General features: G+C 70.4%; 9 protein-coding genes and 4 tRNA genes. 7 read left to right on the top strand and 6 right to left on the bottom strand.

The genetic code is table 11. The annotated features are described in order from the left end of the window. From ACIBA9_RS36700 to ACIBA9_RS36690, 3 genes are all read right to left on the bottom strand, one after another. On the bottom strand, positions 1 to 1,884 hold a 1,884-nt coding region (locus tag ACIBA9_RS36700; RefSeq protein WP_399369905.1), incomplete at its 3' end, for a DEAD/DEAH box helicase. Between the two features lie 322 nt (positions 1,885 to 2,206). Beyond that, on the bottom strand, positions 2,207 to 2,725 hold the full coding sequence (locus tag ACIBA9_RS36695) for a hypothetical protein (RefSeq protein ID WP_399369903.1): 519 nt from the start codon (positions 2,723 to 2,725) through the stop codon (positions 2,207 to 2,209). A gap of 86 nt (positions 2,726 to 2,811) precedes the next feature. Then, complete coding sequence (locus tag ACIBA9_RS36690) at positions 2,812 to 3,162, bottom strand: metallopeptidase family protein (RefSeq protein WP_362164328.1); 351 nt, start codon at positions 3,160 to 3,162, stop codon at positions 2,812 to 2,814. Between the two features lie 149 nt (positions 3,163 to 3,311). On the opposite strand from ACIBA9_RS36690, the gene ACIBA9_RS36685 reads away from it, so the two are divergent. From ACIBA9_RS36685 to ACIBA9_RS36670, 4 genes are all read left to right on the top strand, one after another. Next, positions 3,312 to 4,907: a metallophosphoesterase gene (locus ACIBA9_RS36685; protein WP_399369901.1), complete on the top strand. Its 1,596-nt coding sequence runs from the start codon at positions 3,312 to 3,314 to the stop codon at positions 4,905 to 4,907. Between the two features lie 80 nt (positions 4,908 to 4,987). Then, positions 4,988 to 5,060, top strand: a tRNA-Glu gene (locus ACIBA9_RS36680). 36 nt (positions 5,061 to 5,096) lie between these two features. Beyond that, a tRNA-Asp gene (locus tag ACIBA9_RS36675) sits at positions 5,097 to 5,171 on the top strand. Between the two features lie 24 nt (positions 5,172 to 5,195). Continuing rightward, positions 5,196 to 5,269 (top strand) — tRNA-Phe (locus tag ACIBA9_RS36670). 54 nt (positions 5,270 to 5,323) lie between these two features. Here ACIBA9_RS36670 and ACIBA9_RS36665 read toward each other — a convergent pair. Then, positions 5,324 to 6,382 carry an ABC transporter permease gene (locus tag ACIBA9_RS36665; RefSeq protein WP_399369899.1) on the bottom strand — a complete coding sequence of 353 codons (1,059 nt, stop codon included), beginning with the start codon at positions 6,380 to 6,382 and terminating at the stop codon, positions 5,324 to 5,326. Between the two features lie 192 nt (positions 6,383 to 6,574). On the opposite strand from ACIBA9_RS36665, the gene hrpA reads away from it, so the two are divergent. The 3 genes from hrpA to ACIBA9_RS36650 all read left to right on the top strand — a co-directional run bounded on the left by hrpA (position 6,575) and on the right by ACIBA9_RS36650 (position 11,093). Beyond that, positions 6,575 to 10,528, top strand: a complete 3,954-nt coding sequence (gene hrpA / locus ACIBA9_RS36660) for an ATP-dependent RNA helicase HrpA (protein ID WP_399369897.1) — start codon at positions 6,575 to 6,577, stop codon at positions 10,526 to 10,528. Positions 10,529 to 10,624: 96 nt separating this feature from the next. After that, a tRNA-Asp gene (locus ACIBA9_RS36655) sits at positions 10,625 to 10,699 on the top strand. 202 nt (positions 10,700 to 10,901) lie between these two features. After that, the gene (locus ACIBA9_RS36650) at positions 10,902 to 11,093 is read left to right on the top strand and encodes a DUF6274 family protein (protein ID WP_362164338.1); all 192 of its coding nucleotides are present in this window, start codon (positions 10,902 to 10,904) and stop codon (positions 11,091 to 11,093) included. Between the two features lie 459 nt (positions 11,094 to 11,552). On the opposite strand, the gene bldC is transcribed toward ACIBA9_RS36650, so the two are convergent. Both bldC and ACIBA9_RS36640 read right to left on the bottom strand, forming a co-directional pair. Next, on the bottom strand, positions 11,553 to 11,759 hold the full coding sequence (gene bldC / locus ACIBA9_RS36645) for a developmental transcriptional regulator BldC (protein WP_003949541.1): 207 nt from the start codon (positions 11,757 to 11,759) through the stop codon (positions 11,553 to 11,555). A 563-nt stretch (positions 11,760 to 12,322) separates the two neighbouring features. Then, positions 12,323 to 13,165: a hypothetical protein gene (locus tag ACIBA9_RS36640; protein ID WP_399369894.1), complete on the bottom strand. Its 843-nt coding sequence runs from the start codon at positions 13,163 to 13,165 to the stop codon at positions 12,323 to 12,325. Positions 13,166 to 13,222: the final 57 nt, after the last annotated feature.

Raw genomic sequence — 13,222 nt, 5'->3', positions numbered from 1 at the left:
ACGCTCGCCACGGTCGGACGGACGACGGTCGTCACGACGCTCGAAGGAACGACCACCACGGTCACCCCGGTCGTCACGACGCTCGAACGAACGGCCGCCACGGTCGTCACGACGCTCGAAACCACGCTCGCCACGGTCGGACGGACGACGGTCGTCACGACGCTCGAAGGAACGACCACCACGGTCACCCCGGTCGTCACGACGCTCGAACGAACGGCCACCGCGGTCACCACGGTCGTCACGACGCTCGAAGGAGCGGCCGCCACGGTCGTCACGACGCTCGAAACCACGCTCGCCGCGGTCGTCGCGGCGCTCGAAACGCCGCTCCTTGCGCTCGTACGGCGCCGCGGCCGGACGCTCCTCGCGCTCGGCCGGCTGCTCGGCGGCGACGGCCGCCTCGGCCAGGGCCTCGGCGGCGGACGCCTGGGCCTCGGCCACCGCGGTCTCCGGGTCCTCACCGCGCTCGCGGGCGGCACGCACGACCAGCCGGTCGGCCTCTTCGCGCAGCTCGGTCGCGCGGCGCTGGGCGCGCTCCAGCTCCTTGGTGAGCTGGGCGACGTCACGCTCGGCCTGCTGGGCGGCGTTGGCGGCGGACTCCGCCTGGACCTCCGTCATGGAGCGGGCGCCGGTGATGTCGGCGACCTCCGGGTCGAAGGCGGCGCCACCCTGGATGATGTGGCGGCCCGCGTCGACGCCGGCGTCCTCCATGAGGCGGAAGATCTGGCGCCGCTGGTGCGGCAGCGACAGGGAGACGACGGTGCCCGTGCGGCCGGCGCGAGCGGTACGGCCGGCTCGGTGCAGGTAGTCCTTGTGGTCACCGGCCGGGTCCACGTTCAGGACCAGGTCGATGCCGTCGACGTGGATACCGCGCGCGGCGACGTCGGTGGCGACCAGGACGTTGACGTAACCGTCCTTGAAGTCGGCCAGGGTGCGGGTACGGGCGCCCTGGGTCATGCCGCCGTGCAGCGCGTCGGCCTTCACACCGGACTCGCACAGCTGCTCGGCGACGCGGTCGGCGCCCAGCTGGGTGCGGACGAAGATGATCGTGCGGCCCTTGCGGGAGGCGATCGCGGCCGTGACCGGCGCCTTGTCCTTGGGCTTCACGATCAGGATGTGGTGGGACATCGTCGTGACGTTGCCCTGGGCGCTGTCGACCTCGTGGGTGACCGGGTCGTTCAGGTAGCGCTTGACCAGCGTGGAGATCTCGTTCTCCATCGTGGCCGAGAACAGCATGCGCTGGCCGCCGGACGGGACCTGGTCGAGCAGCTCGGTGACCTCGGGCAGGAAGCCCAGGTCGGACATCTGGTCGGCCTCGTCCAGGACGGTGATCTGCACGTCCTCCAGGGAACAGGCGCCGCGGCTGATGATGTCGCGCAGCCGGCCCGGGGTGGCGACGAGGATGTCGACGCCACGCTCGAGGGCGTAGATCTGGTTGCCCATCGAGGTGCCGCCGCAGACGACCTTCATCTTCAGGCCGAGGACGTCACCGTACGGCTGGAGAGCGTCGGCGACCTGCATGGCCAGCTCGCGGGTCGGGGTGAGGATGACGGCGCGGGGCCGCTTCTTCTCGGTACGGCCGCCGGCCAGCAAGGCCAGGGTGGGCAGACCGAAGGAGAGGGTCTTGCCGGAGCCGGTGCGGCCACGGCCGAGGATGTCCTTGCCGGCCAGGGCGTCCGGGATGGTCGCGGCCTGGATCGGGAAGGGGCTGGTGACGCCGTTCTGTGCGAGCTTGCGCACGATGCCCTCGGGGAGGCCGAGGTCGGCGAAGGTGGTCTGGGGGGTGGTGTCAGCGGCCTCGGGGGCCTCGGTGACCTGGGTCGTCTCGTCGATGAGTTCGTTGTCGTTCTCGGACACGACGATCTGGTCAGTACTGGACACGGACATGCGAATGCGAAACCTTCCGGAGTCTCTTCGGCACGCGCCCGTCAACTCCGTGTTTCGCTCACGACCGCCTCAATGCGGTCCGCCACGGCAAAGGAGAGTACGCGCCACACGGCGCGCTCTGTGGTGGCGCCGGGCAAATGGGATCAAACGATCTACCACCATACGCACCCACCACCCCTCAAGGCAAACCGAGCCCCATAGTCGCAGGTGGGAGCGGCTTCCACCCCTCCTCGATCACAGCATCACGGCGTCACGGCGTCGCACCGTCACGCCGGCCGCGGGTGTCGGCGTCACGCCGTCACGCCGGCCGCGGGTGTCGGCGTCACGCCGTCACGCCGGCCGCGGGTGTCGGCGCCGGCTCCCGCTGGACGAGCTGTGGTCCCGTCTCCTCGTGCGCCGAGGAGGAGGGCTCGGCCGACGGCGGCTCCGAGGCGGGCGGCGGCGGAGTGGAGGCCGGCGGCTCGGGCGGGGCCGAGGTGGGCGGCGGCGTCGGCTGGTCCGCCGTCGGGGGCGCCGGATCCCCCGGGACGACGGTCCTGCCCGGCTTCGTGGGAGGCGCGGAGGCGCTGCCGGGCCGGGACGGCGTGGCCGACGCCGAGGCCGACTCGCCCCGCTTCGCCTTGCCGCCGTGCCCGTGCTTGCCGTCGGCCGCGGCCCCCTCGCCCCCGGAGCCGCCGGCGCCCGCCGCCGGACCACCGTCCGGCGCCTCGCCTCCGTGCGGCCCCGCGGAGTGCGCGGGCCTGGCCCGGCCCGCGTCGTCGCCCACGTTCACACAACCTGCCGCGGCGGTGACGGCCAGCACCGTGACGACCAGACGGACGGGTACGTACAAGGGGCGCACGGCGGCCACCTCCGGGAAAGGAAAGGAGTCAACCTCCCCAACTCCCGCCGCCCGCAAGAGGACACGCGCCCCGTTCGAACCGGCACTCACCCGTAACCGAGGGCATGCAACCGGGCGTCGTCGATACCGAAGTGGTGGGCGATCTCGTGCACCACGGTCACCTCGGTCTCCGCGACGACGTCCTCGCGGGTCTCGCACATCCTGAGTGTCGGCCCCCGGTAGACGGTGATCCGGTCGGGCAGGACCCCCGCGTACCACTCGCCCCGGTCGGTCAGCGGCGTCCCCTCGTAGAGCCCGAGCAGCTCGGGGTCGTCGGCGGGCGGTTCCTCCTCGACGAACACCGCCACGTTGTCCATGAGCCGCGTCAGCTCCGCCGGGATCCGGTCGAGCGCCTCGGCGACCAGTTCCTCGAACTCCTCGCGCGTCATCTCCAGCACACGGCCATTGTCGGCCAAGACGGAGCCGGTGGGCGGGGTCCGTCATGGGCGGAGGGCCCCGCACGGGCGGGGGCTTGAGCGCGGATGGGGTCCCGGGGCGCGCGCCGGGGTGTCGCATATCCGTGCCGGGCCATGGGCATACGGGACCAATGGTCCGCGCCCCCCTCGCCGCCCTGAACCGCCTGCTGCACCGCGCCCCGGGACACGGCCCGGCCCGCACCGCGGACCGCGCACGCCGTGCGCGCGGAACCGCCCTGCCCGGCCTGGAGCTCGCCGCGCGCCCCCGCCCCTGGGTACGCGCCCTCGGCCTGACGGCGGTCGTCCTCGTCGGGGCCTGGCTGGGCCTGCTGATCGTCGGCAACGTACGGGCCCCGGTGGGCCCCATGGACACGACGATGGCGCTGCGCCCCTCCCTCAGCGGCGGCACGAAGATCAATATCTCGCCGTTGGGCGCCCTGTCCCTGGACAGCCATGTCGCCCCCGTCCGGCTGGACGTCAACGTCGACCAGCTGGACCCGCCGCGCGCGCAGGCCCTGGTCGACCACCCCGAGCGGCTCTCCGGCCTCCAGGACGAGGTCACCGCCGACGTCGAGCGCGGCACCCTCGACCTGGCCCTGCGCTCCTGCGTCGCCGTCGTCACCGGTGCGACGGCCCTCGGTCTCGCCGTCTACCGCCGTCCGCGCCGGGCTCTCGCGGCCGGTGGGCTGGCCCTGACCCTGCTGGCCGCCTCGGGCGTGACGGCGTACGCCACCTGGAATCCCAAGTCGGTGCTGGAGCCGAGGTTCTCGGGCCTGTTGAGCTCGGCGCCGTCCGTGGTCGGCAACGCGCGCAGCATCGTCACCGAGTTCGACGTCTACCAGCAGGAGTTGGCGCGCCTGGTGACGAACGTGACCAAGCTCTACGACGTCACGTCCACGCTCCCGGCCTACCAGCCCGACCCCTCCACCCTGCGGGTCCTGCACGTGTCGGACATCCATCTGAACCCGGCGAGCTGGAAGATCATCGCCTCGCTGGTGAAGCAGTACCAGGTGAACGTGATCGTCGACTCGGGCGACACGATGGATCACGGCACGGCGGCGGAGAACGGCTTCCTGGACCCGATCGGCGACCTGGGCGTGCCGTATGTCTGGGTGCGGGGCAACCACGACTCCGCGGGCACCCAGCGCTACCTGGAGCGCATGAAGAACGTGCGTGTCCTGGACGACGGCCGGGCCCGGACGGTCGGCGGCCTGCGTTTCGCAGGCATCGGCGATCCGCAGTTCACCCCCGACCGCTCGACGGTGCCCGGCGGGGACGCCTCCGAGAAGCTGGCGGGCGACCGGCTCGCCAGCTCCCTGCGCGACCAGCGGGCGGCCGGCACACCGGTGGACGTGGCCATCGCCCACGAGCCGTCGGCGGCCCGGGAGACGGACGGCGAGGTCCCGCTGGTGCTGTGCGGGCATCTGCATCACGAGGGCACCGAGATGCTGAAGTACGGCACCCGGCTGCGCATGGAGGGCTCGACCGGTGGCAGCGGTCTGCGCGCGGTGGAGCACCGGTATCCGGCTCCCGTCGAGGCGTCGATCCTGTACTTCGACCGCGACAGCCACCGCCTCCAGGCCTGGGACGCGATTCGGCTGGGCGGGCTGGGGCTGACGACGGCCGAGGTCAGCCGCCATCTGGCGGACGAGAACCGGCCCGCGTCGACCCCGGGCAGGACACCCTCCGCCAGCCCCTCCGGATCGCCGTCGCACCACGCCCCGTAAACCGTTTTGGCGATCCCCCCCGCCATCCCATATGCTTCTCACGTCCCCGACGCGCTGAGAAGCGCCCAGGCGGGCCGATAGCCCTCATCGTCTAGCGGCCTAGGACGCCGCCCTTTCAAGGCGGTAGCACGGGTTCGAATCCCGTTGGGGGCACGCAAGATCGTGTGCGACACTGTTGCACACAAGCTTGGTCCTGTGGAGCAGTTTGGAGTGCTCGCCACCCTGTCAAGGTGGAGGCCGCGGGTTCAAATCCCGTCAGGACCGCTGGTGTTTCACGTGAAACACCGTGGCTGGGTAGCTCAGTTGGTACGAGCGTCCGCCTGAAAAGCGGAAGGTCGCCGGTTCGACCCCGGCCCCAGCCACAGCCAGAAGGCCCCGTTCGGTGAACGGGGCCTTCTTCGTGTGCCGCCTCGGTACTACGCCGCGTGGGCCGCGCCGACCGTGCGGCCGCCCGGGTGCCGGTGTCGCCAGATGCGGAAGACCGCGCAGGAGACGACGAGCCAGCCCGCCAGCACCAGGAACGGGAAAGCGTGCTGGTGGCCCCGGAAGTACACGGCGGTGTGCTGGGCGTTCACCGAGGCGCCGGGCGGCAGCCAGCGCCCGACCGTCCCGAGCGGGGACGGCAGCAGCGGCCAGGAGACGGCACCGCCGGACGAGGGGTTGCCCAGCAGCACCATCAGGCCCCACGTCGGCAGCATGGCCCAGCGCCCGAAGAGGGTGTTGAACATCGTGAACACCATGCCGGACGTGAACATCGTCAGGGCGAGGATCAGCCAGGACTCCACGAAGGGCAGCCGCACGGCCGCAAGCAGCCAGTCCACCACCGCCGCGATCACGAACCCGCCAAGCAGGGAGTAGGCGGCGGTGAAGGCGATGCGTTCCAGTGGGTTCAGCAGCCGCGCGTGCACGCTGAGCTGGATCGCGCCGATGAAGCCGATGATCACGGCGGCGAGCGAGATGTAGAAGATCGCCAGGCCTCTCGGGTCGCCCTTCTGCAGCGGCTTGAGGTCGTGGACCACCACGGGCGTGCCCGTGGACTTGCCCACCTTCATCGCCGCCTCGGTGAGCACCTGGGCGACCGTCGCCCCGGAGGCCCCGGACACGTCGAGGCTGATCGCCCGGCCGCCGGCGGGCGCCTCGACCACCGCGAACTCCTTCTGCTCGTCCACCGCGCGTACCGCCGCCCGCCGGCTGTCGTACGGGTGCAGCCGGAGTGAGGCGTGCAGGGCCTGCTCCATGCCTGCGATGAAGCGCCGGGCGCCCGGTTCGTCGTAGGCGCCGACCACGGCGGTGGGGATGCTATGCGGGGTCGGGTTGGCCATGGCGTACGTGTAGGAACCGGCGAAGAGGCCGGCCGCGGCGGCGAGGATCAGCGTCAGGACGGTGGCGGGCAGGAAGGGCGACTCCCGGAACTCCGCGAGGCGCTCCGCGCGGGTCGGAGGGCGGCCGTGTTCTCCGTGTGACGAATCGGACATAGGGATCACGCTAGGGCATTCGTGGCGTACGTCTCCTGTTGAGGCCGTCGAGACCGTCCTGTTGGGACCCTCCCGTCCGGGCCCTCCTGTCGGGACTCATGAGGGGCCTCGGGGGGCCTCGGGCGGGGCCTCGGGAGGCCCGGGTCAAATCGTTCGCGTGTTTTTCGCACGGGGTGAGATCCTGGGTCGCGTATGTCTACGCACCCCGCCCCCGCCCTCGGCACCCTCGCCCCCCGCCTGTCGGAGCTGTCGCTGCGCGACGCGCACCGGCTCGGCCGGCGGCTCGAGGGCGCACGCAAGATCCGTAAGCCGGAGGCCCAGGCCGCCGTCCTCGCCGAGATCGACGCCGAGGTCGGCAAGGCCGAGGCCCGGATGGCCGAGCGGCGCTCCCGTGTGCCCGCGGTCACCTACCCCGAGCAGCTGCCCGTCAGCCAGAAGAAGGACGAGATCGCGGCCGCGATCCGCGACCACCAGGTCGTCATCGTCGCCGGTGAGACCGGTTCGGGTAAGACGACGCAGATCCCGAAGATCTGTCTGGAGCTGGGCCGCGGCGTCCGGGGCATGATCGGCCACACCCAGCCGCGCCGGATCGCCGCCCGTACCGTCGCCGAGCGGGTCGCGGAGGAGCTGAGGACCCCACTCGGCGAGGCCGTCGGCTGGAAGGTCCGCTTCACCGACCAGGTGCGCCAGGACGCCACCTTCGTCAAGCTGATGACGGACGGCATCCTGCTCGCCGAGATCCAGACCGACCGCGAGCTGCGTGCCTACGACACGATCATCATCGACGAGGCCCACGAACGCTCCCTCAACATCGACTTCCTGCTCGGCTACCTCGCCCAGCTGCTGCCGAAGCGCCCGGATCTGAAGGTCGTCATCACCTCGGCGACCATCGACCCCGAGCGCTTCTCCCGGCACTTCGGCGATGCCCCGATCGTCGAGGTCAGCGGCCGGACGTATCCGGTGGAGGTGCGCTACCGGCCCCTCCTGGAGGAGGCCTCCGACGACGCGGCGGACGCCGACCGCGACCAGATCACCGCCATCACCGACGCCGTCGAGGAGCTGATGGGCGAGGGGCAGGGCGACATCCTCGTCTTCCTCTCCGGTGAGCGGGAGATCCGCGACACGGCGGACGCGCTGGAGAAGAAGAAGTACCGGTTCACGGAAGTCCTCCCCCTGTACGCCCGGCTGTCCCACGCCGAGCAGCACCGGGTCTTCCAGCCGCACACCGGGCGCAGGATCGTCCTGGCCACGAACGTCGCCGAGACCTCGCTGACCGTCCCCGGCATCAAGTACGTCATCGACCCGGGCTTCGCCAGGATCAGCCGCTACAGCCACCGCACCAAGGTCCAGCGGCTGCCCATCGAGCCGGTCTCCCAGGCCAGCGCCAACCAGCGCAAGGGCCGCTGCGGCCGTACGTCCGACGGCATCTGTATCCGCCTGTACAGCGAGGACGACTTCCTCGCCCGGCCGGAGTTCACGGACGCGGAGATCCTCCGTACCAACCTGGCCTCCGTCATCCTGCAGATGACCGCGGCCGGCCTCGGCGACATCGAGAAGTTCCCCTTCATCGACCCGCCGGACCACCGCAACATCCGCGACGGCGTGCAGCTGCTGCAGGAGCTGGGCGCGCTGGACCCGGCGGCCAAGGACGTCCGCAAGCGGCTGACCGACACCGGCCGCAAGCTGGCCCAGCTGCCCGTCGACCCGCGCCTGGCCCGGATGGTCCTGGAGGCCGACAAGAACGGCTGTGTCCGCGAGGTCATGGTCATCGCCGCCGCGCTCTCCATCCAGGACCCGCGCGAGCGCCCGGCGGAGAAGCAGACCCAGGCCGACCAGCAGCACGCCCGCTTCAAGGACGAGACCAGCGACTTCCTGGCCTATCTGAACCTGTGGCGGTACGTCCGCGAGCAGCAGAGGGAGCGCGGGTCCAGCTCCTTCCGCCGGATGTGCAAGCAGGAGTACCTGAACTTCCTGCGCATCCGCGAATGGCAGGACATCTACACCCAGCTGCGTACGGTCGCCAAGCAGATGGGCATCCATCTCGACGAGAACGACGCCCCCGCCGACCGCGTCCATGTCTCCCTCCTCGCCGGCCTGCTCTCCCATATCGGGATGAAGGACGTGAAGGACGGCAGCAAGAACGAGTACCTGGGCGCCCGCGGCGCCAAGTTCGCGATCTTCCCCGGCTCGGCGCTGTTCAAGAAGCAGCCGAAGTTCGTGATGTCGGCCGAGCTGGTGGAGACCTCCCGGCTGTGGGCGCGGGTCAACGCCAAAATCGAACCGGAGTGGGTCGAGCCGCTCGCCGGGCACCTGCTGAAACGGACGTACAGCGAGCCGCACTGGGAGAAGGACCAGGCGGCCGTGATGGCGTACGAGAAGGTCACGCTGTACGGCGTTCCGATCGTGGCCCAGCGCAAGGTGAACTACGGCCGCGTCGATCCCGAGGTCAGCCGCGAGCTGTTCATCCGCAACGCGCTGGTCGAGGGCGACTGGCGCACGCACCACAAGTTCTTCGCCGACAACCGCAGGCTGCTCGGCGAGGTGGAGGAGCTGGAGCACCGCGCCCGGCGCCGGAACATCGTGGTCGACGACGAGACGCTGTTCGACTTCTACGACCAGCGGGTGCCGCAACACGTCGTCTCCGGCGCGCACTTCGACTCCTGGTGGAAGCACAAGCGGCACGAACAGCCGGATCTGCTGGACTTCGAGCGGGAGATGCTCATCCGGGAGTCGGCCGAGGCGGTCACCAAGGCCGACTATCCGGACACCTGGCGGCAGGGGCAGCTCAAGTTCCGGGTGACGTACCAGTTCGAGCCGGGCGCGGACGCCGACGGCGTGACCGTGCACATCCCCCTCCAGGTCCTCAACCAGGTCACCGACGAGGGCTTCGACTGGCAGATCCCGGGCCTGCGCGAGGAGGTCGTGACGGAGCTGATCCGTTCCCTCCCGAAGCCGGTCCGCCGCAACTACGTGCCCGCGCCGAACTACGCGAAGGCCTTCCTGGAGCGGGCGGTGCCCCTGCGGGAGCCGCTGACCGCCACCATGGCCCGCGAGCTGAAGCGGATGGTCGGCGTGCCCTTCGAGGCGGAGGACTTCGACTGGGCCCGGGTCCCCGACCATCTGAAGATCACTTTCAGGATCGTGGACGAGCGACGCCGCAAACTGGCCGAGGACAAGGACCTGGGGGCGCTGCGGCTGCGGCTGAAGCCCAAGGCGCGCCAGGCGCTGTCCCAGGCGGCGGCCGCGACCGCCTCCCGGGAGGGCGGCGAGTCCCTGGAGCGCAAGGGTCTGACGGACTGGTCGATCGGCACGCTCACCCGCGTCTTCGAGACCCGCAGGGCCGGCCAGCCGGTCAAGGCGTACCCGGCGCTGGTGGACGACGGCGACACGGTCTCCGTGCGGCTCTTCGACACCGAGGCCGAGCAGGCGGAGGCCATGTGGAAGGGCACCCGGCGGCTGATCCTGCGCAACATCCCGGTGAACCCGGCGAAGTTCGCCTCGGACAAGCTGACGAACGCCCAGAAGCTCGCCCTGTCGGCGAACCCGCACGGCTCCGTCCAGGCCCTGTTCGACGACTGCGCGATGGCCGCGGCGGACAAGCTGATCGGGGACTTCGGCGGCCCGGTGTGGGACGAGGAGTCCTACCGGAAGCTGTTCGACAGGGTGCGCGCGGAGATCGTGGACACGACGGTCCGCGCGGTCGGCCAGGTGCAGCAGGTCCTCGCCGCCTGGCAGGCCTGTGAGCGGCGGCTGAAGGGCGTGCGCAGCCCGGTGCTGCTCGCGAACCTGACGGATGTGCGCCGGCAGCTGGACGCCCTGGTGAAGCCCGGCTTCGTCACCTGGGCCGGCATACGCCGGCTGCCCGACCTGATGCGCTATCTGGTCGCCGCCGACCGGCGTCTGCAGCAGATGCCGACGGGCGTCCAGCGGGACACCACGCGCATGGAGAAGATCCACGAGATGCAGGACGAGTACGCCTGGCTCCTGGAGCAGCTTCCCCAGGGGCAGCCGGTCCCCGCCTCGGTCCTGGACATCCGGTGGATGATCGAGGAGCTGCGGGTCAGCTATTTCGCCCACGCGTTGGGCACGGCGTACCCGGTCTCCGACAAGCGGATCGTGAAGGCGATCGACGCGGCGGTGGCGTGATCCCACGCTCACCCAGGGTGAGTTCGACCAGGCGGGCCGCCTCCTGTACAGTCTCTTCTCGCAGCGCAAAACAGCGAGTCGAGCGCCGCGAAACCTGGTCCTGTGGAGCAGCTTGGAGTGCTCGCCACCCTGTCAAGGTGGAGGCCGCGGGTTCAAATCCCGTCAGGACCGCAGAAAGAGTAGGGCCCGCACCGGCATAGGTGGCGGGCCCTACTCGTATGCGGCGAAGGGCCCCCGGTTCGGGGGCCCTTCCGCTGTTCCCGTGCCCTTCCCGGTGCGTCAAGCGCGGGTGACCGCGCCCTTGACGGCGCCACTTCCGCTCGGTACCCAGGGAGCAGGGCCCGTTCCTCCTGTGCGGCCCCGGAGGTGGCGTATGGCGGCATCGGCGAGGCACGAGACGCGGGCGCTCCTGAGGGCGCATCTGTCGGCCGCCTCGGCCTACGGGCACCTCACCCGCCACTGCCCCATCTGTTATCGGCTGCTGCGGCTGGCCATGGACTCCGGCCCCCAGGCCCAGGACGCCTGCGAGGAGGCCGCGGAGGACGAAGGCCCCCGGGGCGCGTGACCCGGCCGCCCTCAACCCCGGTCGCGGCGTGGGACGTCGGCGCGGGTTTCCCCTTTAGCGCACGGGAGCCTCGGGCAACAAGATGCTCCCCGTGTGACGGGAGTCACGGCATGACTTTCGAGAAGTGCGGCTTTTAACCCCTCCCTACAACCGGTCGATTTAATATGTGCAATTGCACCCCGGTCGAGGGTGAAGCGCGGCGCTTCCGACAGCCCTCCCCAGACTCCGACAAGCCCGCGCACGGGGACCCGCACACGGCCCCGGCCGGCGCACAAAAAAGATCGCGCTGGACCCGGCGGAGTCCAGCGCGATCTACGACGCACCCTGTGGCGCTGCCTAGAACGTTCTCTTCGGCTTGGGCGAGGGGCCTGTTGGGGCAGGACCCACGTCGCTTGGAGCTAGGGTTCCGGGCGCTGCGGCAGGTTGGGGGGCCGACCGTTTCGCCCGATATTCAGTTGTTCAGGCCTCGCTGCGCTGCTGCGGGATGCCCGCGAGCAGAGCGCGCACCTCGGCCTCGCGGTAACGGCGGTGTCCGCCGAGCGTACGGATGGACGTGAGCTTGCCGGCCTTCGCCCACCGCGTGACCGTCTTGGGGTCGACACGGAACATGGTGGCGACCTCAGCCGGGGTCAGCAGCGGCTCGGCATCAGGGGTGCGAGCGGTCATGAGCGGCCTCCTCGGGAGAACCGAACCATCTCGGTTCTTTCCTCTAAATTCTGCACCTTGACCCGCGTTGCCCGAAATGGCGGACGCGAGTCGAGTCGGTTATAGGACGAACGGCTTGTCCTCGGCACTACAACTACACCATCTGTCCAGCCGCGTCGGCCAAACCGATGGAATTGCCCTCCCAGGTGTTCATCAGCGACGGAAGCCGATGGACCATGCCATAGCGGACAGTCACGCCTCTGTGACGATCAGTCACAGGGGCGATCAGGAGTCACCAGACCCCCCAAAGCGTGCAATGCGGAGATTCCGCCCATAATGCAGCATAGTTGGGCGGACAGAGCCCTCCCCGGACTCCTTGTCCTATTTTGGCATGAGGAGGGGGAAGAGGCGCAAGGGCCCAGTAAGTGCGGTCCGTCACGCTTCAGCCATCCTGGACACAAAAGCCCGGATCGGGACCAACGTCCCATCAACTGGTGAAGTGCCCTTGACCGTACGCTGTTCGACGACGTCTGAGCTGTGACCTGGGTCACTATTTGAACGTTTCTGTTGAAACGTCAGTTCGTTCAGTTGGCCGAGCGCCGGTCCCGCACCGCCCGCCACCGCTCCACGAGCCGCCCGTAGGCCTCCCCGGCCGCCACCCCGTCCCCCCGGCCCAGCGCCGCGATGCCGTCGGCCACGTCGGCCGCCGAGTGATCGTCCTCCAGCTCGCCGGCCGGCAGCACGTGCACCAGGCCGCCGTAGTCCAGCTCCACCAGGGAGCGCGGATGGAACTCCTCCAGCCACCGGCCGACGTCCGTCAGACCGTCGATCAGCGGGCTCTCCTCGACGGTGTCCCGCAGGGTGCGCAGCGCCCGCGCCACCCGCCGCCGGGCCTGCACCATGGGCGTGCGGTAGCGCAGCACGGGCGGCACCTCGGCGGTCCCCTTGTCGTACCGGCGCTCCTCGTCCGAGACCAGCACAAACCAATTCAGCGGCACCTGCCAGGTCGCCGTGCGGATCCAGGGGCGGGCGTCGGGGTTGCGGGCGAGCCAGCGCTCGTAGTCCTGGGCGGCCTGCCGGCGCACCACCGGCGGCAGCACCGCGTCCAACACCGTGGGGGGCAGTTCCTCGGCGAACTCGCCGAGCGCCTGCCAGCCGCGCAGCCGGGTCCGCCAGGGGCAGACGCAGGTGACCCCGTCGACCTCCAGCACGAAGGCGTCCCCGCTCTCGTGCACCGGGACCGCGATGGGCGGGGTGGGCAGCAGATCGGCGAGCGAACGACGCAGTTCGTCCTGGTAGGAGGGACGGTCCCTTCGACGGGCGTAGCGCTCCCAGTGAGCGCGCTCAGGCTCGGGGAAGGCGCCCAGCGGCTCGTACACCCGCAGGTACACGGCGTAGGGGACGACCACGGGGGACACCTTGGACACGCCTGCTCCCTCCCCAACGGATCGCGCTCGAAACCACGGCAGATCGTCCCACGGTCC

This window comes from Streptomyces sp. NPDC051452 (assembly GCF_044454765.1).
Taxonomy (GTDB): Bacteria; Actinomycetota; Actinomycetes; order Streptomycetales; family Streptomycetaceae; genus Streptomyces.
The sequence above is the reverse complement of the archived record's forward strand: the minus strand, read 5'-3'. Positions and strand labels throughout refer to the sequence as shown.

Excerpts from the sequence above, each read along its gene's own strand:
- ACIBA9_RS36685 (WP_399369901.1), top strand. The coding sequence starts at position 3,312 with ATGGTCCGCGCCCCCCTCGCCGCCCTGAACCGCCTGCTGCACCGCGCC.
- ACIBA9_RS36665 (WP_399369899.1), bottom strand. The coding sequence starts at position 6,382 with ATGTCCGATTCGTCACACGGAGAACACGGCCGCCCTCCGACCCGCGCG.
- bldC (WP_003949541.1), bottom strand. The coding sequence starts at position 11,759 with ATGACCGCTCGCACCCCTGATGCCGAGCCGCTGCTGACCCCGGCTGAG.
- ACIBA9_RS36650 (WP_362164338.1), top strand. The coding sequence starts at position 10,902 with ATGGCGGCATCGGCGAGGCACGAGACGCGGGCGCTCCTGAGGGCGCAT.
- hrpA (WP_399369897.1), top strand. The coding sequence starts at position 6,575 with ATGTCTACGCACCCCGCCCCCGCCCTCGGCACCCTCGCCCCCCGCCTG.